General features: G+C 71.1%; 21 protein-coding genes. 14 read left to right on the top strand and 7 right to left on the bottom strand.

The window, feature by feature from the left end; translation table 11 throughout:
- Nucleotides 1–80 precede the first annotated feature (80 nt).
- Nucleotides 81–1,046: a DMT family transporter gene (locus ACF1BN_RS09430; protein ID WP_392330985.1), complete on the top strand. Its 966-nt coding sequence runs from the start codon at nt 81–83 to the stop codon at nt 1,044–1,046.
- Here the strand turns inward: ACF1BN_RS09430 and ACF1BN_RS09425 are convergent.
- From ACF1BN_RS09425 to ACF1BN_RS09410, 4 genes are all read right to left on the bottom strand, one after another.
- Nucleotides 927–2,378, bottom strand: a complete 1,452-nt coding sequence (locus tag ACF1BN_RS09425; protein WP_392330984.1) for a transglycosylase family protein — start codon at nt 2,376–2,378, stop codon at nt 927–929. The genes ACF1BN_RS09430 and ACF1BN_RS09425 overlap by 120 nt on opposite strands.
- A 448-nt stretch (nt 2,379–2,826) precedes the next feature.
- Nucleotides 2,827–3,189 carry a GNAT family N-acetyltransferase gene (locus ACF1BN_RS09420; RefSeq protein ID WP_392330983.1) on the bottom strand — a complete coding sequence of 121 codons (363 nt, stop codon included), beginning with the start codon at nt 3,187–3,189 and terminating at the stop codon, nt 2,827–2,829.
- 17 nt (nt 3,190–3,206) lie between these two features.
- Entirely contained in the window at nt 3,207–3,632 is a 426-nt protein-coding gene (panD, locus tag ACF1BN_RS09415; RefSeq protein WP_392330982.1) for an aspartate 1-decarboxylase, read from the bottom strand.
- Nucleotides 3,633–3,979: 347 nt separating this feature from the next.
- Nucleotides 3,980–5,215, bottom strand: coding sequence for a PucR family transcriptional regulator (locus ACF1BN_RS09410; RefSeq protein ID WP_392330981.1), 1,236 nt, complete (start codon nt 5,213–5,215; stop codon nt 3,980–3,982).
- Between the two features lie 322 nt (nt 5,216–5,537).
- On the opposite strand from ACF1BN_RS09410, the gene ACF1BN_RS09405 reads away from it, so the two are divergent.
- On the top strand, nt 5,538–6,146 hold the full coding sequence (locus tag ACF1BN_RS09405; protein WP_392330980.1) for a helix-turn-helix domain-containing protein: 609 nt from the start codon (nt 5,538–5,540) through the stop codon (nt 6,144–6,146).
- A 133-nt stretch (nt 6,147–6,279) separates the two neighbouring features.
- On the opposite strand, the gene ACF1BN_RS09400 is transcribed toward ACF1BN_RS09405, so the two are convergent.
- The 3 genes from ACF1BN_RS09400 to ACF1BN_RS09390 form a co-directional block, all read right to left on the bottom strand.
- Nucleotides 6,280–7,644, bottom strand: coding sequence for an NAD(P)/FAD-dependent oxidoreductase (locus ACF1BN_RS09400; protein ID WP_392330979.1), 1,365 nt, complete (start codon nt 7,642–7,644; stop codon nt 6,280–6,282).
- A gap of 50 nt (nt 7,645–7,694) precedes the next feature.
- The gene (locus tag ACF1BN_RS09395; protein ID WP_392330978.1) at nt 7,695–8,759 is read right to left on the bottom strand and encodes a dihydrodipicolinate reductase; all 1,065 of its coding nucleotides are present in this window, start codon (nt 8,757–8,759) and stop codon (nt 7,695–7,697) included.
- Nucleotides 8,760–8,959: 200 nt separating this feature from the next.
- Entirely contained in the window at nt 8,960–10,408 is a 1,449-nt protein-coding gene (locus ACF1BN_RS09390) for an APC family permease (RefSeq protein WP_392330977.1), read from the bottom strand.
- 614 nt (nt 10,409–11,022) lie between these two features.
- Between ACF1BN_RS09390 and ACF1BN_RS09385 the strand changes: the two genes are divergently transcribed.
- The 12 genes from ACF1BN_RS09385 (at nt 11,023) to ACF1BN_RS09330 (ending at nt 25,897) form a co-directional block, all read left to right on the top strand.
- Nucleotides 11,023–12,558 (top strand): flavin-containing monooxygenase, encoded by a 1,536-nt coding sequence (locus ACF1BN_RS09385; protein WP_392330976.1) that lies wholly within the window; start codon nt 11,023–11,025, stop codon nt 12,556–12,558.
- Nucleotides 12,551–13,486: an alpha/beta fold hydrolase gene (locus ACF1BN_RS09380; RefSeq protein ID WP_392330975.1), complete on the top strand. Its 936-nt coding sequence runs from the start codon at nt 12,551–12,553 to the stop codon at nt 13,484–13,486. The genes ACF1BN_RS09385 and ACF1BN_RS09380 overlap by 8 nt, the downstream gene beginning before the upstream one ends.
- Nucleotides 13,470–14,864 (top strand): flavin monoamine oxidase family protein, encoded by a 1,395-nt coding sequence (locus tag ACF1BN_RS09375; protein WP_392330974.1) that lies wholly within the window; start codon nt 13,470–13,472, stop codon nt 14,862–14,864. Before ACF1BN_RS09380 ends, ACF1BN_RS09375 begins: the two co-directional genes overlap by 17 nt.
- On the top strand, nt 14,861–15,565 hold the full coding sequence (locus ACF1BN_RS09370) for a transporter (RefSeq protein WP_392330973.1): 705 nt from the start codon (nt 14,861–14,863) through the stop codon (nt 15,563–15,565). Before ACF1BN_RS09375 ends, ACF1BN_RS09370 begins: the two co-directional genes overlap by 4 nt.
- A gap of 26 nt (nt 15,566–15,591) precedes the next feature.
- On the top strand, nt 15,592–16,950 hold the full coding sequence (locus ACF1BN_RS09365; RefSeq protein ID WP_392330972.1) for an NAD-dependent succinate-semialdehyde dehydrogenase: 1,359 nt from the start codon (nt 15,592–15,594) through the stop codon (nt 16,948–16,950).
- A gap of 29 nt (nt 16,951–16,979) precedes the next feature.
- Complete coding sequence (locus tag ACF1BN_RS09360; protein ID WP_392330971.1) at nt 16,980–18,095, top strand: Zn-dependent alcohol dehydrogenase; 1,116 nt, start codon at nt 16,980–16,982, stop codon at nt 18,093–18,095.
- Between the two features lie 101 nt (nt 18,096–18,196).
- The gene (locus tag ACF1BN_RS09355) at nt 18,197–19,369 is read left to right on the top strand and encodes an aspartate aminotransferase family protein (protein ID WP_392330970.1); all 1,173 of its coding nucleotides are present in this window, start codon (nt 18,197–18,199) and stop codon (nt 19,367–19,369) included.
- A 101-nt stretch (nt 19,370–19,470) separates the two neighbouring features.
- Nucleotides 19,471–21,027, top strand: a complete 1,557-nt coding sequence (locus tag ACF1BN_RS09350; RefSeq protein WP_392330969.1) for a long-chain fatty acid--CoA ligase — start codon at nt 19,471–19,473, stop codon at nt 21,025–21,027.
- Between the two features lie 42 nt (nt 21,028–21,069).
- Entirely contained in the window at nt 21,070–22,749 is a 1,680-nt protein-coding gene (locus ACF1BN_RS09345; RefSeq protein WP_392330968.1) for a class I adenylate-forming enzyme family protein, read from the top strand.
- A gap of 3 nt (nt 22,750–22,752) precedes the next feature.
- Nucleotides 22,753–23,529, top strand: a complete 777-nt coding sequence (locus ACF1BN_RS09340) for an SDR family oxidoreductase (RefSeq protein ID WP_392330967.1) — start codon at nt 22,753–22,755, stop codon at nt 23,527–23,529.
- Nucleotides 23,530–23,558: 29 nt separating this feature from the next.
- Entirely contained in the window at nt 23,559–24,797 is a 1,239-nt protein-coding gene (locus tag ACF1BN_RS09335; protein ID WP_392330966.1) for an acyl-CoA dehydrogenase family protein, read from the top strand.
- Nucleotides 24,798–24,817: 20 nt separating this feature from the next.
- Entirely contained in the window at nt 24,818–25,897 is a 1,080-nt protein-coding gene (locus ACF1BN_RS09330; protein WP_392330965.1) for a phosphotransferase family protein, read from the top strand.
- The last annotated feature ends 123 nt before the right edge of the window (nt 25,898–26,020 follow it).

Below are 26,020 nucleotides of genomic sequence, written 5' to 3'. Positions count from 1 at the left end.
TGTGTACTGCGACGGCGGTAGCGGTGAAGGGGTTCCCTGGTCTGACGACGGGAACCGTCCGGCGAGAGATCGTGGAGGGTATGAGTCCGTTGCTGCTGTCCGTCCTCCTGTCACTGGTCTCCGCCGTCGCGTACGCGGCCGCGGCCATCGTGCAGGAACGGGTCGCGGCCGCCGCCGGGCCAGCGTACGCCCCGCTGCGCAATCCCGTCTGGTGGGGCGCCGTGCTGCTCAACGGCGTGGGCGCGGCCCTGCACGTCGTCGCCCTCGCCTTCGGGCCGCTCAGCGTGGTGCAGCCGCTGGGCGCCCTCACCATCGTCTTCGCGCTGCCCATGGCGGCCCTGTTCGTACGGCGCCCGGCGGGGCGGCGGGCCTGGCACGGGGCACTGATGGCGACGGCCGGACTGGCCGGGCTGCTCAGCGTGACCGAAGGCACCGAGGGCCGCACTCCCGACGGCGGGGAGCGCTGGCTGCTGGCCGGGGCCACCTTCGCCGCGGTGGCGGCGCTCTTCGTCCTCGCCCGGCTCGTGAGCCGGCCGGCGCTGCGCGCCGTGGCGCTGGCGGCCGGCGCGGGCGTGGCCTTCGGGGTGGCGTCGGTCTTCACCAAGACGGTGGCCGAGGAGTGGTCGGGGGACGCTCCGCTCGCCGAGTGGGCCCCCGCGCTCGTCCTGTCGGCGCTCGCGGTCACCGGGCTGCTGCTCTCCCAGGCGTCCTACCGGGGCGCCGGGCTCGCCGCCCCGCTCGCCACCGTGACGGTGGTCAACCCGGTGGTGGCCGCCACCGTCGGGATCACCCTCTTCGGCGAGGGGTTCCGGTACGGGGCGGCTGGCACCGTGGCGGCGCTGGTCTGCGGCGCGGTCGCCGCGGGCGGGCTGGTCGAGCTGACCCTCGACCGGATGACCCGCCCCGGCGACGGCGGGCCCTCGGCGTCAGATGGAGACGCCGCGGGCCCTGAGGTAGGCGAGGGGGTCGATGTCGGAGCCGTACCCGGGACCCGTCCTCACCTCGAAGTGGAGATGCGGCCCCGAGCTGTTGCCGGTCGATCCTGAGCGCCCGATGCGCTGCCCGCCGGTGACCCGCTGCCCCTCGCGGACGGAGAGGGCGGAGAGGTGGGCGTACTGGCTGTAGCGGCCGTCGTCGTGGCGGACGACGATCTGGTAGCCGTACGCGCCGGCCCATCCGGCGGAGACGATCCGCCCGTCCGACACGGATCTGACGCTGGTGCCGGTGGGGACGGGGAAGTCGACGCCCGTGTGATAGCCGCTGGACCAGGACGAACCGGGCTTGCCGTAGCGGGTGCCGACACCGGCGGACACGGGTGCGGCGTAGGTGTCCTCGCGGGGCGCGGCGGCGGGCTTGGGCTGGGGTTTCGGCTTCGGCTTGGGCTTGGCCTGGCTCTCGGGCCGGGGTTCGGGCTGGGGCTTCGGTTTCGGCTGGGGCTTCGGCTTGCTCTGCGGCTTGCTCTGTGGCTTCGGCTCGGCCTGGTTCCCGGGCTTGGCGGCGGGCTTGGCGGCGGGCTTGGCCGGTGCCTGGGCCGCCTTGACCGGGGGCTTGGACTGCGGCCGGGGGGCGGGCTGCGCGGCGGGCCTGACGGCCGGGTTCCTCGTGGTGGCCGTGGCCGGCGGCTTCGGGGTCGTCACCTTGGCGGACGGCGGCGCCTGCGGGTCGGTCGGGCGGGCGATCGGGCGGGGAGGGGCGGCGATCCGCAAGGTGAGGCGCTGGCCGGGGAGGATCAGGTCGGGGTCCTCCCCGACGAGCTTGCGGTTGATCTCGTACAGCCGCTGCCAGCCGCCACCGACCCGCTCCTCGCGGGCGATCGCGGAGAGCGAGTCGCCGGGCGTGACGGTGTACATCTCGCGGACGGTGGGGACGGTGGTCGGACCGGCCTTGACGGGCTCGGTCCGCGGCAGGGCGCGCTGCGCGGGCAGCGAGGCGGTCCGTACGTCGTTCCCGCCGTTCCCGCCGCTTCCCCCGTTCCCGCCGTCGGCGCGGTCCGGTGAGGGGCCGCCGCGGGCGAGTCCGGCGCGGCTGCCGCAGGCGGGCCAGGCGCCGGGACCCTGGCCCTTGAGGACCCGCTCGGCCACGGCGATCTGCTGGTCCTTGGAGGCCAGGTCGGCGCGGGGCGCGAACTCGCGGCCGCCGTACGCCTCCCAGGTGGACTGACTGAACTGGAGGCCGCCGAAGTAGCCGTTGCCGGTGTTGATGCGCCAGTTGGAGGAGGACTCGCAGGACGCGACCTTCTCCCAGACGTCGAGCGAGGCCGCTTCGGCGGCTCCGGCGCCGATCAGGGGCAGCGCGATGCCGCCTCCGACGGTGGCGGTGAGCGAGGCGCGGTTGATCCGGCTCGGCTGGTGGCGGCGGTGACGTCCGCGTACGGCCATGGGCCCCCCTAGAACACAGCGACAGCGGACCAAGTTACGGGGGTCGCACGCTGTGTGACAAGCCGGATGCGGAAGTCCGCCAGGTCGGCGGACTCCCCCGCGTCACCGGGCCGTTGACGCCTCGCTCCGCTCCCGGCGCCCGGCGGGCCCGGGCTGGGGCCGGGGCTCCGGCGGGGGCACGGGGCCGCCGGGCTGCGGCGGGCCGGGCGGGACGGGGTCGGGCGGGGCGGGCACCGGGTTGGGCGGCGGCACCGGAGGGGGTGCCGGCTCCGGGGACGGGATCGGCGAGGGCGGCAGCGGGTCGGGGTACGGATGGGTCATGACGGACCTCCCGGTCGACGGCCCCCCGCGATCCCCCTTGCTCCCTCCAGGGTGGCACCGGAGGCACCGCCCCTGCCCCGCACGCACCCCCGTCCGGGTCACGGGCGGGGGCGGGGCTGGTTCCGGCTCACCACAGGCCGGGGGTGGCGCCCAGCTGCCGCCTGGCCGCGTGGAGCACCTCGGCGGAGGCGGGCGGGGCCTCCTCGGGGTGGCGCGCGGCCCACTTGGCGGCGTACGGGCAGAGCGGCACCACGGGGACGCCCTGACGGGCGGCGATCGCGTAGAACTCGCGCACGAGTGCGCCCGCGATCCCCCGGCCCTCGTGGTCGGCGTCCACGACCGTGTGCACGGCGACGAGGGCGTGCGGCTCCTCGTCGAGGGCGAAGTAGACGATCACGCCGGCGAAGACGTCGTCGACGTACGCCTCCAGGCGCCCCTTCTCCCGGTCGTCGCGGATGCTCGGCTCGGCGGTCGGCCGCTGCTCTGCCATGCGCTGCGCTCCCTCGGTCAGGCGGGTGCCGGCACCGCGTGCGGCGGACGCACGGTGTCGCTGCCGGGCACGGGCGCCGAGGCGTCGGCGCCCAGCTCCACGATGCGGTTCGCGGCGTCGACGTGCACGACGCGCGGCACGTAAGCCCGCGCCTCGGCGTCGTCCATCTGCGCGTAGCTGATGAGGATCACCAGGTCACCGGGGTGGACCAGATGCGCGGCGGCGCCGTTGATCCCGATGACCCCGGAACCCCGCTCCCCCTCGATGACGTAGGTCTCCAGCCGGGCCCCGTTGGTGATGTCGACGATGTGCACCAGCTCGCCGGGCAGCAGATCGGCACCGTCCATCAGATCGGCGTCGACGGTCACGGACCCGACGTAGTGAAGATCGGCCTGGGTGACGGTGGCGCGGTGAATCTTGGACTTGATCATGGTGCGCAGCATGTTGGACTCCTCTAAGACGGCTCCCTGCCTGCTTTGTGCAGGTCAAGGGCGGTCTCGACTGTACACCGGCACGCGCCGGACGATGTTGGTGAGGAACATCGCTCTGCCCGGGCGATACGGCCCTCACCTGGGCTTTCCCGGCGTCACCGGCGGCTGTTCGGGCATTTCTGCGGGAACGCTCTGCGACTCATGCTGACCGAATGCTGACTTGCCTGATGAACCGTCAACCGAGCGAGCCCCTGTCCGCGTCCACATACCGCGGACCTGTCAAACGTCCAGGGTCGGAACCTACACACGAGTACTGACGCTGCGCGGCAGATGCCGACCCCGGCCCGTGCCTCGTGAGCTCAGCTAGGAGCGATCGTCACGATGTCAGGCGCGATGTCCAGCACCAGGAGCGCCGCCGCCACGTGGGTCGGGTTCTCCTCCACCTTGACGGCCGAGAGCTCGTTGGCGCGTGAGACGCGCCGTTCGACGGTGTTGCGGTGCGCGTAGAGGTCGGCGGCCGCCCGGGTGGTGCTGAAGCCGCACTGCACGTAGGTGAGCAGTGCCTGTCGTAGGGCTGTGTCGGCTTCGGCCAACGGCCCGAGGGTGTTGATGACGAACCGACGCGCGCCGGGCCGGTCCTTCGTGAGCGCGTCGATCAGCTCGACGTCGGCGTAGGCGGTGAACCGCCGGTCGGAACCCAGCCGGATCACGAGCGCCTGCGCCGCGAGGGCGTCCTGGTGGCTGGAGCGGAATCCTTCGAGACCTCGTCCCGGCCTTCCCACCGCCGCGCGGACCGCGTCGGTCGCCGCGAGGTCCTTCTCCACGTGGTGAAGGTCCGGGACGGCTTCCCCCGAGAGCCAGATCCACCGCGACGTGGCGCTGGCGCGCGCCACCAGGGCGCTTCGGCCTCCGGCGGAACAGCGCACGGCGGCGATCGCCTCGTCCAGGGCGTCAGCCTCCTGGGGACCGTCGACCCAGAGGACGAGGCCCACGTGCCACCGCGCCATCCGGTAGCGCAGGCGTCCTTCGGCGAGGTCCTCAGCCATCGGCGCCCCACTGGCGATCAGCTGGATCAGCGCGATCCCCTCGGCATCCGTGTTCCCCATCGCCGCGGCGAGTCCGGCTTGCCGCAGGGCCGCGACGGAGTCGAGGGCGTACTGCACCAGCGACTGCGCCGTCACGTGCAGGACCCCCACGAGAAGATCGGGGTCCGCGCAGTCCGCCACGCATTCCTCCAGCCATCGCCGCCAGCCGATCCCCAGGGCCACGCGCCAGGCACCGGCGAAGTCGGGCGCGATGCCCCGGGAGACGAGGTCGTTGATGTACGCCGTGGTCCTCGGACTGACGTAGGGCTCCACCCTCCGCCCCGGTTGCTGAACGTTTGCGGTCAACCACTGGACCACCTCAGAGCGGTTGAGCGCGCGATCCTCCTCGACCAGCGATGCGTCCGCGAGGAGAGCGGGATCGTTCTGGGCCACGAGAGAGGGCCTTGCGAAGGCGTCGATCAGGGCGTCCGTTTGCGTCAGCAGGCGCTGACACAGGGACCTGATCGCATCGGCGACCTCACGCGAGGGCGGGGGCCACAGCTCTTCCATGTTCTCAGTGTCCCTCTGCTCTCGGGGAGCCGAGGCTCCCGACATGCCGTGTCCCAGACCGATGAAGGGCTTGCCGGCGGCCTGGCCGACGGCGAAGGCGTCGCCGGCCCTCAGCCGCTGTTTAGCAACACTAAACGGCGGCAGATTTACCATGCCCTCGCCGGCGCCACAAGGGGTTTGAGGCCGTCGCCCTCCCCCAGGGGCGCACCGACTGCCCCTGGAGCACATGCCTTAGCCTCGTGCCACGGAGAGGACTCGTCCGGGTCGGCCCGTCACCTGACAGGCACACGACCTCGGCCTCGGGACGGGCGGTGAGGACACCATGTCCATCGGTGACGGCGGGACGGCAGGCGGAGCGGAACGGGGCTCCGCCGCCCTCGAGGCGTCCACGGGTGCGCGGCTGCGGAAGATCAGGCTCGACCGCGGCTTGTCGTTGACGGAGGTCGCGCACCGGGCAGAGGTCACCAAGGGCTTTCTGAGCCAGTTGGAGCGTGGGCTCACCAGCGTGTCCGTCCCGACGTTGCTGCGCGTCTGCGAGGTGCTGCGGATCGGGGTCGGGGAGCTGTTCGCGTACCCCGACGAGCACGTCGTGGACGGTGGAAGCCGGATCGGCATGGGCGGTGAGGGCGTGGCGGAGTACCTGCTCACGCCCGTCGGCACCACAGCGTTCCAGGTCTTCCGCTCCGTGATCGAGCCGGGCGGGGGCACCGGAGGCCCCTATCGGCTCGACACCGCCACGATCTTCGCGATGGGGCTGAGCGGCTCGACCCGTCTGATCGTCGGGGGCGAGCCCCGGATACTGTCGGCAGGGGCGTCCACGTCGTTCTCCGGGCAGACGCTTCACCAGTTCGACAATCCGGGTCCGACGGTGAGCGAGGTCCTCTGGGTCCTGTCGCCTCCCCTGCCGCGCACCGCGCGAAGGCCCGCCTAGATCCTGTCGTCGCATGCTGGGCCCGCATCAGGAGTGATGCCAGGGCGGCGGCTGTTTCGCAGGACCCGGCGGTCTTGTCGTAGCGGGTGGCGATCTCACACCGCGCCGTCACGGAGCAGGCGTCGCCCGCCCTTCAGGAACCCCCGCGCCTACCCCGACGGAGCGCCCGTCGGGCCCGTGTCCTGCTGCCGTTGAGGAAGTCGTTGAACCGGTCCAGCCCCCAGATGGCCCGGAGGACGAACGGCTGCAACAGCAGCGACATCGACGGCGAGTACTTCGAGGCGTCCGACCAGATGCCGGCGAGGTCGTCCGACATCTCACCGTCGACGATGTAGTCGGCGAGCTGATGGGTCACGTACGGCACCTGGCAGAGGCCGTGGCCGTTGCAGGCCATCGCGTAGAAGACGTTGTCACCCACCTGCCCGGCGACCGACAGCCAGTCCGGGCTGATGCCGATCCAACCGCCCCAGGCCCGCTCGATGGCCACGTCGGACAGCGACGGGAACCGGTTGGCCAGGTCCTTCCCCATGTCCCGCACGACAGCGGGGTCCGGGACCCGGTCCGGGAGCGGATAGGTCTGGCCTCGCTGCGCTTTGCGGACCCCGCAGACGATGGTGTTGCGCTCGGTGAGCCGGTAGTGGGTCATCAACTGGTGCTGGGTGATGATGCCGGACCGACTGGTCCAGTCGAGCGCGGCGAGCCGCTCCGGCGCAATGGGTTCCGACTCGATCTCGATGACGTACAGCGGCGTCGCGAGGTTCTTGGGCGTGATGTCCCACTCGCCGCCGTAGACGCTGGTCGCGAGCAGCACCTTGTCGGCCCGAACGGTGCCGCGCGGTGTCGTGATCTCGACGATGCCGCCGGTGCGCCGGACATCGCTCACCCGCGTCCGCTCGAAGACCTTGGCCGGGGAAGCGAGCAGTGCGCGGCGCACGCCACGGGCGAGCTTGCCCGGGTTCAGCATCCCGCCGATGGACTCCCGCATCCCGCCCACGAAGCCGGCGGGGAGGCCGAGCTCCTCCCTGCTGCCGACGGTCCCGCCCCCGCCGAAGGCGCGCAGGATCGCCGCCTGGGTACGCACCCTGAGCATCATGAGGGGTGAGACCGCACCCCACACCAGGCCGTTCGCCACGTAGTCGCAGTCGATGTCGTGCCTCTTGATGAGGTCTTCCACATAGCGGCCCGCGTGCTCCGCCAGTCTGGCCATGACCGGCATCTTCTTCGGGGACTGGAGGCTGAGCATCCGCAGGTCACCGCCCGGCGCCCCGGCGATCTGACCGCCGTTGCGCGAGGCCGAGCCGTAGCCGCAGAACTCGGCCTCCAGCAGGACGACGTCCTGGTCGCGCTCCGCGAGGCGCAGCGCGGCCGCCATGCCGCCCATGCCGCCGCCGATGACGGCGATGTCGCAGGTGAGGTCGCCGTCCAGCGCGGGCTGCACGTCGTCCGGCGGGTCGATCCAGCCGGTGAAGCTGGTGTACTTCGTGCTGTCGGTCCTCATGCTGTCCCGATCTCCTTCCAGGTGGGGCGTCCGCCCCACTTCGTGCTCTCTCAGTCCTGAGAAGTCGTGGCCCCGAGTGAGGCCCGGTCCGCTCGCCGCTCTCCCTTGGCCGCGACCGAACGGGCGGGCAGGTCCCCCATCGTCAGGAGACCGGGACGCGCCTCGACGACCGCGGTGGAGGCGTTGACCGCCGCCGCGACGGTGCTGAGGAAGGAATCGAAGCCCACGGAGGAACGGAGGTCGACGACCTGCTCCTCTCCGACGATCCGGTAGTCGTCACCCGCGGCCACCTCGTCGGCCGGCTCGAAGAACCCGAACGTGATCTCCAGATCGATCACCACCTCGCCCTTGAGTACGCCCCGCGCGGCGTGAGTGACCGCCGCGATCTGCCCCGGTTCGATACGCATGTGGTCCCCGACGCGCGGCGAACTCGTCACGACAGCGGGTTCGACCTCTCCCACGTCCACCGAGTCGAGATCCCATCCGAGCCCTGCCGCGAGCGCCCCGATGGCCTGCTCGAAGCCGTGGTGCCCGACGACCTCGCCCCGGCTGCGAGCCGTCGCGAACTCGCGCGTGGTCAGACCGAGGCCGAACTTCGACAGGATCGCGCCGTAGCGTGACATGTTCGTCCGCCGGCGGATCCGCACGCTCTCCACACGCTGGGTCAGTGCGGTCAGGAGGAGAGGAAGGGTGTCCATCAGGACGCCCGGGTTCGCCCCGCTGCCCAGGACGGTCACGCCGTGCGCCTTGGCCGTGTCGTCGAGCCGCCGGGCCAGATCGGGGTGGCTCCGCCATGGATGGGCCAGCTCTTCGCAGATGCTCAGGACGTTGTACGAACGTTCCAGCAGCGGCAGCAGGACGTCGGCCGCCCTGTGCAGATCCGAGACGGTCGCCACGATCGCGAGGTCGGCGGCGGGCAGCTCGGCCGGGTCGCTCACGACGACGACACCGTTCGCGACGCCGCCGAGGAGCACTCCGAGGTCCTGACCGACCACGCGGGGGTCCCGGTCCGCCGCTCCCACGATCTCCACGTCCGCGCGTCGCAGCATGGAGGAGGCGATGGCCCGGCCAGTGGCACCGAGCCCCACCACGACAGTCCGATTCTTCAACGTCACTCCCTCGGGCGCCTCGGTCGGCCCGCCCACGACACGGTGCTCGGCGAGACGGGACTTCGCCGGTGGCGGTTGCCTGGTACCCCACTGTCACAGGCCACGGGCGTGGTGAGAACGACACTGGGCACCGGCTTCCTCCGAGGGCGGTGCACGGTGCACAGACCGGCCGCGCCCTTGCGCTCACGAGCTGACCGGCACGTCGCTCAGAGTCGCTCGTAGACAGCCGGTCGGCGCGCGCGCAGGACGAGGGCCTGCACCGCGCCGGCCACGGCCGAGAGGGCGACGAGGCCGCCGATCACCCAGGCACCCGTGGTGGTGCCGACAAGAAGCGGGAAGTTGGCGACCATCATGCAGACCACGCAGGCCAGGCCGAGGAAGGCGACGGCCGGGGCCACGACCGTCCGCCACACCGACGGCCGCCCGTCGGTGCGCCGGAAGAAGCCGATGACGGCGAGGCTGGTGGCCGCCATCAGCAGGACGATGCCGAGCGTGGCGGCGCCGGAGAACCAGGCGTAGAGGTCCCCGATCGGGTCGAGGCCGAGCGAGGCGACGACGAGCGTGGTGACGAACGCGACCGCCGAGGCAACGGCCGAGGACGCCGACGGTGCGCGGTGCCGGGGGTGGACGACGCTCAGCGACGCCGGAAGCGCGCCGGCCCGGGACAGCGCGAACTGGTAGCGCGTCACGACGTTGTGAAAGGCCAGTACGCAAGCGAACTGGCTTGTGATCAGCAGGAGTTGCATGGCGTCGGCCCAGACGGACCCCACGTAGCTCCGCGTCAGCGTGAGGACCAGGCCCTCGGGGTCGGCCTGCGCGGCTCCGACCACCGAGTCGACGCCGGCCCCCACCACGATCACCCACACGGTGAACGAGTAGAAGGCTCCGATCACCAGGATCGCGACGTACGTCGCCCGCGGGACCGTGACGTCGGGGTCCTTCGCCTCGTGGCGGAACACGGCCGTCGCCTCGAAGCCGATGAACCCGAAGAGGGCGAACATGACGCCGAGGCCCAGGGAGCCGGTGCCCACGATCGAGGGCGACACCGGCTCGGCCGTCAGTCCGTGGGCGCCGCCGTGGCCCACGATGCCGAGGTCCAGGACCAGGAGCAGCAGGGATTCCAGCACCAGCACGGCACCGAGCACCTTGGCGCTCAGTTCGATGTCGCGATAGCCGAGGAAGGCGATGACGCCCAGCGAGACGAGCGCCCAGGCCCACCACGGGGAGCCGACGGCGGCGTACCGCTCGATGACGTTGCTCGTCGCGACCCCGACGTAGGCGTTCACCCCGACGAGAAGCAGCGTGTAGGAGAAGAGCGCGAGGGTCGCTGCCGAGAGACCGGGGATCCGGCCCAGCCCCGCCTGGACGTAGGCGTAGAAGGCCCCCGCGTCGCGTACCCGTCCGGCCATCAGCGTGAAGCCGACCGCGAAGACCAGCAGCAGCACGGTGGACAGCACGAAGTACAGCGGCATCCCCGGGCTGCCGCTCACGGCGAAGGCGAGCGGCACCCCGCCGGCCACGAGGCCGAGCGGTGCCGCCGCGGCGACGACCATGAACACGATCTGCGACACGCCGAGCCCGCGGTGGAGCGGGTTGCCCGATCCCGCTTCACCGCCGGGTGCTTCGGCGTGCCCTGTCTTGGAGAGGTCGGTCATCGCGATCACCTTTCGGCTCACGGGCCGGTACCGGCTCGTCATGGGTGGGTGAAGGAATGCGTGGAGCGGTACGCCTGCGCGAACGAACGGGTGCGGCTCCCTCGCGGTGGCTGGGCCGGAGCGGCAGGAGATGGCACCTCCCGCCCGAGAAGACGTGGCCCCATGCGGGTTCCGGGTCGTCGGCCGCTTCCGCTCGGCCGCGATCGCGGGAGTGACGGCGGCGATACCCCGCGGCTCGATACACCTGTGGGTTCTGGCACGCGGCGAGGTCGTGACGACAGCGGGTTCGGTCTCCTCCCCGCATGACCACGACCCCGCCGTTTAGTACCACTAAACAGCAGGGGGAAACCTCTACCAGCCCGGTCTTGCTCCCGCAATGGCCGCGGCAGCAAGACGCCGCTGGACGGTCGTCTCCGGCCGCCCTCCCGGAAGGGCCGGGCCCGGGCTCGACCGGGGCCTCCGCCCAAACGTCGGACACCGTACGGGCGCAGTGGCCCGGTCCGCCTGTGCATCGTGCACCGAGCCCTGGCGAAGGAGGTGCCCGCTGTCGTTCTCGCAGGCGGTCGCGGCTCGCGACAGTGAGGTAACCGCCACAGGAACAGCGAGGAAACGCCATGACAGCTGAGGTGTTGGACGCCGTCGAGGAATTCGACGTGGTGATCATCGGAGCCGGAATCTCCGGGATCGGCGCGGCCACCTATTTCAGCCGGGAGCTGCCCGACAAGTCGCTCGCCGTACTGGAAGCGCGCGACGACATCGGAGGCACGTGGGACCTGTTCCGCTATCCCGGCATCCGCTCGGACTCCGACCTCCACACGTTCGGATACGCGTTCAAGCCCTGGCGCCACGAAGCCGCGATCGCCGACGCTCCGCTCATCAAGGAGTACCTCCACGAGACCGTCGAGGAGAACGGCCTGGAGCGCGTCCTCAGGCTCGGCCACCGGGTCGTCCGCGCGGAGTGGTCCACGGCGGACTCACGGTGGACCCTCACCGTCCAGACGTCGGACTCCGCCACGGGAGCGACCCGGACCAGGACGATCCACGCGGGATGGGTCTTCGCCGCCACCGGCTACTACCGGTACGACGAGGGGTTCTCCCCGGAGTTCCAGGGACGGGAGGACTTCGAGGGCCAGATCGTCCATCCGCAGCACTGGCCCGAGGGACTCGACTACAGCGACAAGAAGGTCGTCGTCATCGGCAGCGGCGCGACCGCGATCACTCTGGTGCCGGCCATGACCACCGGGGCGGGCGCCGCCCGGCACGTGACGATGCTGCAGCGCACCCCCACCTACGTCATGGCGCTCCCCCGCGTCGACAAGGTCGCCCTGGCGCTCACGAAGCTGCTCGGGGAAGAGCGCGGGTACGCCGTGACGCGGTTCAAGAACATCTGGACCGAACACGCCGTCGTGAAGGGCCTGCGGACCTTCCCCAAGGCAGGACGGGCCTTCATCCGGCGCGAGAACGTCAAGCGCCTTCCCAAGGGGTTCGACGTCGACAAGCACTTCAATCCGCCGTACGACCCGTGGGACCAGCGGGTGTGCGTGGCACCGAACGGCGACTTCTTCGACGCGATCAAGGACGGAAGGGCCTCCGTCGTCACCGACGCCGTGGCGAGGTTCAGCAAGCGCGGCATCGTCCTGGCGTCGGGTGAGGAGCTGGAAGCCGACATCATCGTCACCGCGACGGGGCTGAACCTGCGGCTCTTCGACGGCATGCCCCTCGTGGTCGACGGGCACCAGGTCGACATCGCGGACGCGCTCTGTTACCGCGGCATGCTGCTGAGCGGGATGCCGAACTGGGCGATGGCGATCGGTTACACCACCTCGTCCTGGACGCTCAAGGTGAGCCTGATGTGCCGTTACTTCATCGACCTGGTCAGGCACATGGACGCCCGCGGATACGACGCGGTGGTTCCGGTCGCGCCGCCGGGAACGAACCGCAGGCCCGTCATGGACCTCCAGGCCGGATACGCCAAGCGCGGCGAGAAGCTCATGCCCAAACAGGGCCCCGAGAAGCCCTGGCGGATGGCGATGTCCTACCCCGAGGACGCCAGGGCGCTGCGCGGCCCGGTGGCGGACCAGAACCTCCGGTTCGGCACCCGCCGGGCGGCCGCGCCGGCGTCCGACGGGAGGCGAGCCACCCGTGCCTGAGACAAGCGCCGTCGAGAGCGCCGACCAGTACGCGACCCTGCCGTCCGGGATGACGATCTGCTTCCGGGACCACGGCGACAAGGACGACCCCGCGATGCTGCTCATCGCGGGACTGGGCGAAGACCTCACCTTCTGGACCGACTCGTTCGTCGGCTCCCTCGTCGCCCACGGATTCAGGGTCGTCGCGATCGACAACCGCGACGCTGGCCAGTCGACGTTCGTCGCCGCGCCCCCGCCCGGGATCTGGCGTCAGATCACCGCGCGTCCGCGCGGCGACGCGTACACGCTGGCCGACATGGCCCAGGACGCCGTCGGCGTACTCGACCATCTCGGGATCGCGCGGGTGCACCTGGTCGGGCGGTCGATGGGCGGGATGATCGCGCAGACGATCGCGGCCACGGCGCCCGAGCGGGTCCTGTCGCTGGCCTCCCTCTATTCCACGACCGGGGCGCGCAAGGTCGGTCAGCCCGCTCTGTCGACGATCCGGCTCCTCGCCGCCCCGCCGGCGAGGAACAGAACCGCGGCGGTCCGTGCCCATCTGAGGCTCACCCGTCACGTCGCGGGAACGGAACATCCCATCGACGACGCGGCCGAGGCGGCCATCGCGGCGCGCGGCTGGGACCGCAGCGCCGGCGACCCGGCGGCCGGCACGGCGCGACAGATCCAGGCCATCCAGCGCTCCGGGGACCGGACGGCCCAGCTGAGCCGGATCACCGCCCCGACGCTGGTCATCCACGGCGACCGGGACCCGCTGGTGCACCCGAGCGGCGGCGCCGCGACCGTCAGGGCGATCCGCTCGGCCCAGCACGTGGTCATTCCCGGCATGGGCCATCACCTCCCCGAGTCCCTCGTCGCCCCGGTCACCGCCTACATCTCGCAACACGCGAACCGCGTGGGTGAAGGAGGCAGCCATGTCCGGAACTCGTGAGCCCCGCTCCGGGAGCACCACGGTCGACGTCGTGGTCGTCGGTGCCGGTTTCGCCGGTCTGAGCGCGGCGGAGCAACTGGTGAGCACGGGGCGGTCCGTCCTGGTCGTGGAAGGCCGCGACCGGGTCGGAGGCCGTTCGCTCTCCGGCGAGGTGGCCGGGGTGAAGGTCGACCTCGGAGCGACGTGGGTGGCCCGGCGCCACACCGCCGTCCGGGACCTCGCGAGCCGGGTGGGGTGCACCACCACCGACCAGTTCGCCCAGGGCCGCAACGTGCTGTGGATGGCGGGCCGGCGCCGCACCTACAGCGGCACGATTCCCAAGGTCTCCCCCGCGGCCCTGGTGGACATGGCGCGCATGCAGGCGGCGGTGAACAAGCTGGTCGCGACCGTCGACGTGGACGCGGCGTGGGAGACGCCGGGGGCCGGCCGGCTCGACGCCATCTCGTTCGGCGAGTGGCTCGACCGGAAGAACGCGCTGCCCGGCACCCGTGCGCTGATGACCGTCATCAGCAAGGTGCAATGGGGCTGCACCCCGGGAGACGTCTCCCTGCTGCACGCACTGCGCTACATCCGTTCGGCGGGCGGGCTCGACCACATGCTGGACGTCGAGGGCGGCCAGCAGCAGGACCGGATCGTCGAGACCACCCAGGAGATCGCCCAGCGGGTGGCGGAGCGGCTCGGCGACCGCGTGCGCCTGGAGACACCGGTGCGCCGCATCGCACAGGACGACGACGGCGTCACCGTCCGCACCGACTCCGGCGAGATCCGGGCCCGGTACGCGATCGTCACGGCCTCGCCGGCGCACCGCGCCGCCATCGCCTTCGAGCCCGCTCTGTCCGAACGGGGCGAAGGGCTCACGCGGACCTGGCGCATGGGCGTGCTGAGCAAGGCGTTCGTGGCCTACGAGAGGCCGTTCTGGAGGGCGGAGGGCTGTTCCGGTGAGGCGGTGACCGACACCGGGACCGTGTTCATCACCTTCGACGTGTCCCCCGCCCCCGGCAGACCGGGCGTCCTGATGGCCTTCTGCGATCCGCGCGTCTTCGACGGCTTCGGCCCCGGGGCCCGGCGCGACCGGGTGGTCCGGCAGCTCGCCGACCTCTACGGTCCGCAGGCGCTCGCCCCGATCGACTACGTGGACCACTGCTGGGGAGCGGAGCCCTTCGCCCCGGGCGGCCCCAATCCCGCCGTCGCCCCCTATGCGACCACGAGCTTCGGCAAGGCGCTGAGCGAGCCCCACGGGCGCGTCCACTGGGCGGGCTCCGAAACCGCCGGCGAATGGGCCGGAACCATGAACGGCGCGGTTCTGACGGGCCAGCGCACCGCCGAGAGCGTCCTCACCCTGCTGACTCGCGACGTCCGAGAGGGGGCGTCCCGATGAAGGAGACGCTGTTCCTGCTGGCCGACCTCTGGATGATCTTCGCCGGCTACTTCTATGGCTGGAGATTCATCCGCCGCTACGGCAACTACCTCCTGGGTCTCGAGTGGATGGTCGTCGCGACGTCGGGCACCAACTTCCTGCTCTGGTCGCTGCTCGGGGCCAAGAGCGACAGCGTGCTGTACGACGTGGCGTACTTCTTCGACGCGTTCTCCAGGTCGGTCGGCATCACCCTCATCCTGGTCCTGGGCCTGATGAAGGTCACCCATCGCTACAAGCCGAGCCGCGGCGTCGACGTCGCCGTGTTCGGGGTCGCGATCGTCGCCGCCCTGTTCCTCCGCCCCTTCCACGGCGCGGATCTCCACACCGACCGCGGTGCATTCTGGGTCTCCGCGTTCTACGTCGTCGTCAACCTGCTCACGGCCGCGTTCCTCTGCTTCTTCGTCAAACGGCTCTGGAGCGCGGGCGCGAGGTGGCCGGCGGTCTGGACCGGACTGGTCACGGCCGCCGGGACCACCGTCGCGATCACGTACGACTTCTTCCCCCTGCCGTTCGACGACGCGAACCGCACGATCTTCTACACCGCCGCGCTGGCGACCTGGGGCACCCAGGGATTCGTCTACTTCCGCGCCTACCGCGCGCTGCACGACCGCAACGCGGCTCTGGACCCGTACCCGGCCCGCACGGCCGGGGCCCCCGCATGAACCCGAATCACGACGAAGGAGTCAGCATGGCGAAGAGGCACGTGTACGCGGTGGTGGACCCCGCCAGCGGCAAGCTGGTCAAGGAGTACCCCACCGCGACGGACGAGACCGTCGACGCGGCGCTCGACGCGGCGGCGGAGGCCTACGCGCAGTGGTCGAGGCAGACCTCCGTGGAACAGCGCGCCCAGCTGTTGCACGCCGTCGCCACCCTGCACGACGAGCGCAGCCGGCAGCTCGCCGAGATCATCCACCGGGAGATGGGCAAGCCGGTGGAGGAGGCCGTCGGGGAGGTCGAGTTCAGTGCCTCGATCTACCGGTACTACGCCGAGAACGCGGAGAAGTTCCTCACCGACGAGCCGATCGAGCTCCTGGGGGGAGAGGGCACCGCCTTCGTCCGCCGCCAGCCGGTCGGCGTGCTGCTTGGAATCATGCCCTGGAACTACCCGTACTACCAGGTGGCCCGGTTCGCCGCGCCCAACCTCGCGCTGGGCAACACCATCGTGCTCAAGCACGCGTCGCAGTGTCCGGAATCGTCCGCGGCTCTCCAGCAGCTGTTCACGGACGCCGGCTTCCCCCAGGGCTGCTATGTCAACGTCCACGCCACGGGGGAGCAGATCGGCCGCGCCATCGCGGACCCCCGCGTGCAGGGCGTCTCCTTCACCGGTTCGGAACGGGCCGGCGCGGAGGTCGCCGAGAAGGCCGGACGCAGCCTCAAGAAGGTGGTGCTCGAACTGGGCGGCTCGGACCCGTTCATCGTGCTGTCGACCGACGACCTCGACGCCACGGTCCAGGCGGCGGTCGAGGCGCGGTTCGAGAACGCCGGGCAGGCGTGCAACGCCGGGAAGCGCTTCATCGTCGCCGAGGACCTCTACGACGCCTTCCTCGACAGGTTCACCGAAAAGGTGCTCGCGCTGACCGACGGCCTGGCGCCGCTCTCCTCGGTCGCCGCCGCCGAGTACGTCGAGGAGCAGGTCGGGCGAGCCGTCGCCGAGGGGGCGACCTTCGTCTCCGCACGGCAGCGCGAGGGGGCGTACTTCCCGCCCGGCGTGCTGACGGACCTCTCCCCGGCGTCGCCGTCGGCCGCCGAGGAGCTCTTCGGCCCCGTCGCGACCGTCTACCGGGTCGCCTCCGAGGACGAGGCCGTCGAGCTGGCGAACGATACCCCGTACGGGCTTGGCTCCTACGTGTTCACGACGGACGCCGAGCAGGCGCTGCGCGTCGCCGACAGGATCGAGGCCGGCATGGTCTTCATCAACGGCGTCGGCCTCGACGGCGCGGAACTGCCTTTCGGTGGCGTCAAGTTGTCCGGCTTCGGCCGCGAGCTCGGCCGGGCGGGAATCGACGAGTTCGCCAACAAGAAGCTCATCCGCACCGCTCGGACGTGACCGCCCTACCACACGGAAGGAAGACCTTCATGACGATCGAGTTCGACGCCGCCGTCTTCAGGACGCCGAACGAACCACTGACCATCGAGCGAGTGACGATCCCCTCGACGCCTCCGCCCGGCGAGGTGCTCGTGCGACTCCAGGCGAGCGGGGTGTGCCACAGCGACCTCCACGTCCTCCTGGGCGAATGGGAGGTTCCTACGCCGATGATCCTCGGCCATGAGGGAGCCGGGATCGTCGAGAGCGTCGGCGAGGGCGTCACGACGCTCAAGAAGGGCGACCACGTCGTGCTGTCCTGGACGCCCTCGTGTCGCCGCTGCCGCTACTGCATCAGCGGCAGGCCCGTCCTCTGCGACATGGTCAGACAGCACTCGGCGAACCACCTGTCGTTCGACGGCCGGCCCCGGATCACGTCCGCCGACGGGGACGACGTCCTCAGCTTCGCGGGCCTCGGAACGTTCGGCGAGTACGCCCTCGTGCCCGAGTCGGGTGCGATCGCCGTCCGGGACGACGCCCCGTTCCCGCAGGCGGCTCTGGTCGGATGCGCCGTCACGACCGGTGTCGGCGCGGCCGTCAACACCGCCAACGTGCGGCCGAGCGACACCGTACTGGTCCTCGGCTGCGGCGGCGTCGGCCTGAACGCGATCCAGGGGGCCCGGCTCGCCGGCGCGCGGAGGATCATCGCCGCGGACATCTCCGACGAGAAGCTGGAGCAGGCGCGCGTCTTCGGTGCGACCGACCTGATCAACAACGGCCGCGAGGACTTCGCGGACCGGGTGCGACAGCTCACCGACGGACGCGGTGTGGAGATCGCCATCGAGGCCATCGGGCTGCCCCGCACCATCGAGGCTGCCTACGAGGTCCTGGCCCGGGGCGGTACGGCGGTGGTCGCCGGGCAGGTGGCGGACGGCCTGAAGGTCTCCATCGACCCCTTCGTCATGTCCGATCAGGAGCTCTCGCTCATCGGCTCGAACTACGGCTCCAGCAAGCCTGCTTCCGACTTCCCGCTGCTGATCGACCACTACATGAACGACCGCATCGATCTCGACTCCCTGGTGACGAGCGTGATCGGTCTGCAGGACGTCAACGAGGCGTTCGACCAGATGAAGCGCGGCATCGGCATCCGCTCGGTGATCACGTACTGAAAGGCAGGGGCGATCTCATGGCCCTGGAATCATCACGCTCGGCCTTCGAGCGAGCCCGCCGCAGTGTCGGCGGGGGTGTGGGATCGGGCCTGCGCGCAGCGATGCCACCCCATCCGCTCTTCGTGCGCGAGGCGCGGGGCGCACACGTCTGGGACCTGGACGGCGACCGGTACGTCGACTACGTGATGGCCTGGGGGCCGCTCGTCCTCGGTCACGGTGACCCGCGTGTGCTGTCAGCGGTGTCGGAGATCGCGACGAAGATGCAGGTCGTCGGCACCGGCCACCCGCTGGAGTACCTCGCGGCGGAAGCGGTCCTCGAAGCCGTGCCGCACGGCGAGCGGCTGCTGTGGAGCAACACGGGGACCGAGGCGGTGCAGGTGGCGCTGCGCCTCGCGCGCGCCGCCACCGGACGGCGCCGCGTCCTCAAGTTCGCCAAGAGCTACCACGGCTGGCACGACACCGTGTACGCCGGGATGTCCGAGGACGACTGCGATCGCCCCGCCACCCCCGGTGGGGCGGGACAGTCGGCCAGCGTCCTCGACGACCTGGTCGTGGCGCGCTTCAACGACGTGCGGCTGGCCGAGCGTCTGCTGGGCGAGGCCGTCGAGCGCGACCTCGCGGCCGTGCTCGTCGACCCGGTGATGAGCAACGCGGGCGTCGAAGCGCCCTCACCGCAGTTCCTGTCGACGCTGCGGACCCTCTGCGACCGGCACGGCGTCGTCCTCGTCTTCGACGAGGTGATCGCCGGGTTCCGGATCGCCCGGGGAGGGGCGGCCGAGAAGTACGGCGTCCTTCCCGACCTGTCCGTCTTCGGGAAGGCGATGGCCGGCGGCTTCACCCAGAGCGCCGTCGTAGGCCGGTCCGATCTGATCGACCAGGTGACCTCCGGTGTCGTGCACGCCGGAACCTTCAACGCCAACCCGATCGCGCTGGCGGCCGTCACGGCGACGATGCGCGTCCTGGCCGATCCCGCGGTCTACGAGCAACTCGAAGGGGTTTCCTCCGAGTTCGAAGCCCTCGTCGGCGCCGTTCTCGGTTCGTCGCCCGACTTCGGCAGCTTCAACCGGGTCGGCTCGCTCCTCCAGTACGTCCCCGCCGGTGGCGCGACGGGGCTGCACGGAACGAGCGGGCTCTGGGCGGTGATCCTCGAAGGGATGCTGCGGCAGGGCTTCCTTTTCATGCCGTCCGGCAAGGTCTTCCTCAGCACGGCGCACACCACCGCCGACGTCGAGGCGACGGCCGAGGCCCTCGACCGGCTCCTGCGGAAGTTGTGACACCCGCATCGAGTCCCGCGTTACCCCCACCCGCTCCGAGCCAGGCCGCGTGTTCTGTTCCTCCGCGGCCTGGCCCGGTCCACCTTTCCGGAAATGGCACCATGCTGAACCTCTCGGTCCTGCTCGAGGACTCCGCCCGCACGTACCCGGACCGCGACGCCGTCGTCCTCGGTACGACGCGTCTCACCTACGCCCAGATCGACGCCGCCGCCAACCAGGTCGCCAACCTCCTGGTGGACCGAGGCGTCTGGCCCGGCGACAAGGTCGCGCTCAGTTGTCCGAACGTGCCCTGGTTCCCGATCGTCTACTACGGGATCCTCAAGGCCGGCGCCGTCGTCGTCCCCCTCAACGTCCTGCTCAAGGGCCGGGAGGTCGCCTACCACCTCGCCGACTCGGGGGCTAAGGCGTACTTCTGCTTCGAGGGCGGCGAGGGCCTGCCGATGGGGGCGGAGGGCCACGCCGGGTTCACCGGGACCCCGGGCTGCGAGCACTTCTTCCTCATCACCGCCGATCCCGCGGCGGAGAGCCCGATCGAGGGCGTCGAGACCATGTGCGCCGCGCTGCGGGGCACCGCGGCGACGTTCGACAGCATCGGGACGTCGGGGGACGACCCGGCCGTGCTGCTCTACACGAGCGGTACGACCGGGCAGGCGAAGGGCGCCGAACTCAGCCACGCCAACCTGGTACTCAACGCCCTCGCGGTCAACCAGCTGTTGGAGAACCGGCCGGCGCTGGACACCCATCTGGTCGTGCTGCCGCTGTTCCACTCCTTCGGCGCGACCGTGCAGTTGAACGCCGGCTTCTCGACGGCGAGCACGCTGGTGCTGCTGCCACGGTTCGACGCCCGGCAGGCGGTGTCCCTGATGCAGCGGGAGGACATCACCGTCTTCGCGGGTGTCCCCACCATGTGGTGGGGCCTGTTGCAGGCGCTCACCGAGGACGTCGACGTCGAGAGGATCGCGAGGAACCTGCGCGTCGGCGTCTCCGGCGGCGCCGCGCTCCCCGCGGAACTCATCAAGCAGGTCAGGGAGCGACTGGGCGTCCAGGTCCTGGAGGGCTACGGCCTCTCCGAGACCTCGCCGGTGGTGACCTTCAGCGATCCGGCGCGGGAGCCCCGTCCCGGGTCGATCGGCGTGCCGATCTGGGGCGTCGAGGTCAAGCTCGTCAACGCGGACTGGTCGGAGGTCGAGGACGACGGCACGGGCAGCGCCGTCGGCGAGATCGCGGTCAAGGGCCACAACGTGATGAAGGGGTACCACGGCCGCCCCGAGGCCACCGCCGAAGCCGTCAGGAACGGCTGGTTCCGCACCGGCGACCTGGCCCGCAGGGACAAGGACGGCTTCTACTACATCGTCGACCGGGCGAAGGACCTGATCATCCGCGGTGGCTTCAACGTCTACCCGCGCGAGATCGAGGAGGTCCTGATGACACACCCGGCGATCAGCCTGGCCGCGGTCGTCGGCGTGCCGCACGAGAGTCACGGCGAGGAGATCAAGGCGTTCGTCATCCTCGAGCGCGGCGCCGAGGCCCGCCCCGACGAGCTGGTCGCCTGGGGCAAGGAGCAGATGGCCGGCTACAAGTACCCGCGCATCGTGGAGGTCGTGCAGACCCTGCCGATGACGTCCACCGGAAAGATCCTCAAGCGCGAACTCACGTGACCGGCGCGCCGAGCGCGTGGACGCGGATGGGAAGGACAGCAGATGACAGTGGATGACGGCGGGCGGCGGGACACGTCCCCCGACGGGTCCGGTACGGGGCCGGACACGACACCCGGCTCGCTCGTGGCCGCCTGGAAGGCTCGCGTGGCGAAGAACCCGGACGGGATCGCGCTGCGCTACTTCGACGGCGTCCTGTCGGCGCGCGAGGTGGACGCGGCGTCGGACGCCCTGGCCGCCGCGTTCGAGGCCCGCGGAACCGGCCGGGGCGACCGCGTCGGGGTGTACCTGCAGAACGTTCCGCAGTACGCGCTGGTGCTGCTGGCCCTGTGGAAGCTGGGGGCCACGGCCCTGGGACTCAACCCGATGTACCGGGGCCGGGAACTCCGCCGGATCATCGAGGACTCCGGGGCGGTCGGCGTCGTCTGCGCGGACGAGGACGTCCACGAGACGCTCGGCACACTGGCGGGGAGTTCGGTGCGGTGGCTGATCAGCACGTCGGCGCTGGACTACCAGTCGCGGAACGATCCGCGGGTCTTCGCGACGACGGAACGCCTGGCCCCCGCGCCGGACGGCGACCTGGTGGCCCTGATCGGCGAGTTCGAGGGCCGCGGCCCCTCGCCCGTGGAGCCGACCCGCGACGACGTCGCGTTCCTGACGTACACCTCGGGGACGACGGGCCCGCCGAAGGGCGCCATGAACACCCACGGCAACGTCCTGAGCGTGGTGGCGACCTGCGCGTCCTGGATGGGTGTGGGCGATGGGGACGTCGTGTTCGCCATGGCCCCGCTGTTCCACATCACCGGGGCGGTGGTCAACGCGACGATCTCCCTGCTCACCGACACCACGCTCGTCCTGGCCGGGCGGTTCCACCCCGAGATCGCCCTGGAGACCTTCGCCGAGCACAAGGTGACCTACACGATCGGCTCCATCACCGCGTACAACGCGATCTTCCAGCTCCCGCAGGCCGGACCGGGCCATTTCAGGACGGCGAAGGCCCTCTACTCCGGGGGCGCGCCGATCCCGCCGGCCACCGTCGAGCGGTTCCGTGAGCAGTTCGGCGTCTACCTCCACAACGGCTACGGGATGACCGAGACGACGTCCGCCGTCATCGCCGTGCCGCCGGGTGAGCGGGCGCCGGTGCACCTGCCGAGCGGCACGCTGTCCGTCGGCAAGGCCCTGCCGCGCCTCACCGCGCGTGTGGTGGGCCCGCACGGCGATCCGCTGCCCAGGGGCGAGCAGGGTGAGCTGGAGTTGAGCGGTCCGCAGGTGGTGCCCGGGTACTGGGGCAAGCCCGAGGCCACCCGCCACACGATGCCGGAGGGCCGGCTGCGTACCGGTGACGTCGCGGTGATCGACGAGGAGGGCTGGGTCTACCTGGTGGACCGGCTCAAGGACCAGATCAGCGTGTCCGGGTACAAGGTCTGGCCGCGCGAGGTCGAGGACGCGCTGTACGAGCACCCGTCGGTCCTCGAGGCCGCGGTCGTCGGGCAGCCGGACGCGTACCGCGGCGAGACCGTCGTCGCCTACGTCTCGCTTAAAGCGGGTCTGACCGCATCCGCGGAGGAGCTGATCGCCTTCTCCCGCGACCGGCTGGCGGCCTACAAGTGCCCCCGCACGGTCCATTTCCTGTCCGACCTGCCCAAGACCCAGAGCGGCAAGATCCGGCGGGCCGAACTCCGCGACGCGGACGGCACCGGGCCGGCGCGCCCCCCGAAGGACTGATCCATGAGCAAGAACCACACCGGCCGATTCTCGGGCCGCACCGCCGTCGTGACGGGAGCGAGCCGGGGCATCGGTCTCGCCGTCGCCGAACGGCTCGTCACCGAAGGGGCGCGCGTGTGCCTGACCGCGCGCAAGGCCGGTCCCCTCGAAGAGGCGGCGGCCTCCCTCCCCCCGGGCAGCGTCGTCACCGTCGCCGGGAAGGCCGATGATCCCGACCACCGTCGCGAGGTCTTCGACACCGTTGCGCGGGAGTTCGGCGGGCTGGACGTCCTGGTGAACAACGCGGGCATCAATCCCGCCTACGGCCCCGTCGTCGGCCTGGAGCTCGATGTCGCCCGCAAGGTGCTGGAGGTCAACGTCCTCGCCCCCCTCGCCTGGGTGCAGGACGCCGTGGCCCACCCGAAGCTCGGTTTCACCGCACGTCGGGGCGCCGTCGTGAACCTCTCCTCCGTCACCGGTGACACCCCGTCACCCGGCATCGGCCTCTACGGAGTCAGCAAGGCGGCGGTGTCCCACCTGACCCGGACCCTGGCCATCGAGCTCGGCCCGGAGATACGGGTCAACGCGGTGGCCCCCGCCGTGGTGAAGACCCGGTTCGCCGAAGCCCTGTACGAGGGCAGGGAAGCCGAGGTGGCCGCCGACTACCCCCTGCGGCGTCTGGGCGTGCCCTCCGACATCGCCTCCGCCGTGGCGTACCTGGCCTCGGAAGACGCCTCCTGGGTCACCGGCCACGTCCTCACCGTCGACGGCGGCCTCACGGTCGCCGGCGGCACCGCGTAACGACCTCGCTCCTCTCACTAAGGACAGCCATGACTACCCCTGACCTTCCGCCGGAGTTCGCGGAGCTGCGTGAGCGCACGCGCCGGTTCATCCGCGAGACCGTCATCGACGCCGAACCCGCCCCCGGCGGACGTCTCGACCAGGCCACCCGCGACCGGCTCCAGACCGCCGCGAAGGAGGCCGGTGTCTTCGCGCCGCTCGTGCCGAAGGAGTACGGCGGGCAGGGACTGCCCATCGAGCACTGGTCGCCGGTCCTCCAGGAGGCCGGCTACTCGCCGATCGGCCCCAGCGTGCTCAACTGCATGGCCCCCGACGAGGGCAACATGCACATGCTCAACCTCATCGCCACCGAGGAGCAGAAGAAGCGCTACCTCGCGCCTCTGGCGGCCGGCGACGTCCGGTCGTGCTTCGGCATGACCGAGCCCCACCCCGGAGCGGGATCCGACCCGGCGGCGCTGCGGACCACCGCCGTACGCACCGACGGCGGCTGGATCATCGACGGCCACAAGCGGTTCACCAGCGGAGCCGTCGGTGCCGCGTTCTGCATCGTCATGGCGCGCACCCCGGCCGTCGACGGCTCCCCCGAGGGGGCCACCATGTTCCTCGTCGACCTGACGAACCCCGGCATCCGGGTCGGCGAGGCGATCCACACCGTCGACCGCGCTATCGACGGCGGCCACCCGCACCTGTACCTCGAGGACTGCTTCGTCTCCGACGACGCGGTCCTCGGCGAGGTCGGACTCGGCTTCCGGTACGCGCAGGTACGGCTCGGCCCCGCGCGGCTCACCCACTGCATGCGGTGGCTGGGACTGGCGCGCCGGGCGCACGACATCGCGTTGGACCGGGCCGCGAAGAGAGAGCTGTTCGGCGGTCCGATCGACTCCCTCGGCCTGGCCCAGCACCTGATCGCCGAGTCCGTGATCGACATCGAGACCTCCGACGCGATCATCACCAAGACCGCGGCCCTCCTGCACAGCGACCCGAAGGCGGGCTCGGCGATGTCCTCGGTCGCCAAGGTCCACTGCTCGGAGGCGATCTTCCGGGTGATCGACCGCGCCATCCAGATCTGCGGCGGAGACGGGGTCTCCGACGGGCTCCCCCTCGCCCAGTACCTCAACGAGGTACGTCCGTTCCGCATCTACGACGGCTCGAACGAGACCCACCGGTGGGCCATCGCACGCCGTGCCTCGGCCGGTCGGCGGGCCACCGTCCAGGCCGGTGAGCGATACCTGGGCGACGCCGTCGTCGGCCGGGACGGGGGCGCGTGATGCACACCGTCCCCGACGGCGTGGAAGTCGTCGCAAGCCGCGAGCGGTCCCGTCACCTCGACAGCCCTCCCCTCCTGGTCCTCGACGCGGTCACTGGTTTTCTCGACGCCCACGGCATCGGCAGCGGGCCGATCGCGTGGCAACGCATCGGCGACGGCCACTCCAACGTCACCTACCTGATCGAACGCGGCGGCGAGTCCGTGGTCCTGCGCCGCGGCCCGCGCCCGCCGCTGCCGAAGTCGACGCACGACATGGTGCGCGAGGCACGCATCCAGAAGATCCTCCACGGGCACGGGGTGCCGGTGCCGGAGATCCTCGCCGTCTGCGAGGACGAGGACGTTCTGGGCGTGCCGTTCTACCTCATGTCCCGACTCGACGGCACGATCGTCACCGACACGATCCCGCCCCACCTCTCCCCCGCCGAACAGCGCCGGCTGACCAGCGAGGCGGTCGTCGACACCCTTGTCACTCTGCACGGCATCGACGTCACCCGGGGGGAGCTCGCCTCCCTGGGCCGGCCCGAGGGGTACCTCCGGCGGCAGGTCGAGCGGTTCCGCGGCCTCTGGGAGGTCAACACCACCCGCAGCCTGCCCGCGGTGGAGCGCATCGCGGACTGGCTCGCCCAGAACCTGCCGACGAGCCAGGCGGCGTCGGTGGTGCACGGCGACTACCGCATGGGCAACCTCATGTTCGCCCCGCGGGCCCCGGCCGAGGTCCTCGCGATCCTCGACTGGGAGATGGCCACGCTCGGCGACCCGCTCGCGGACCTGGGGTACCTCACCGCCACCTGGTCCGAGGCCGGCAGCCCTGCCACGCCGCTCGAACTCACCAAGGTGACCCGTTCACCCGGCTACCTCACCCAGCGCCAACTGGCAGAGCGCTACCAGCGCCGCACGGCCCTCGATCTCACCCCGCTCCCCTGGTACCAGGCCCTCGCCCTCTGGAAGGCGGCGATCTTCTGCGAGGCCATCTACACCCGCTGGCAGCGGGGCGAGCGTCCTCATGACACGGTCTTCGGACCGTCGCTCGAAACAGGCGTCCCCCGGCTCCTGGAGCGGGCCGGGCACTACGCCGGCCTAACCGCGACCAGCCGCCGCTGACGCCCGACGCCCGCGGTGCGAGGCGCTTCACCGGCCTCACCGCGGCCGGGCCGTCGTGCTCTGACGTCACGCCGAGGCCGTCGTTCGCCGTAGAACTGTTGCGCCTTCCCCGCGGACGCCGCG

It is taken from the genome of Streptomyces sp. NPDC014861, assembly GCF_043081625.1.
Lineage (GTDB): Bacteria > Actinomycetota > Actinomycetes > Streptomycetales > Streptomycetaceae > Streptomyces.
This window is presented reverse-complemented; position numbering and strand designations above follow the sequence as displayed.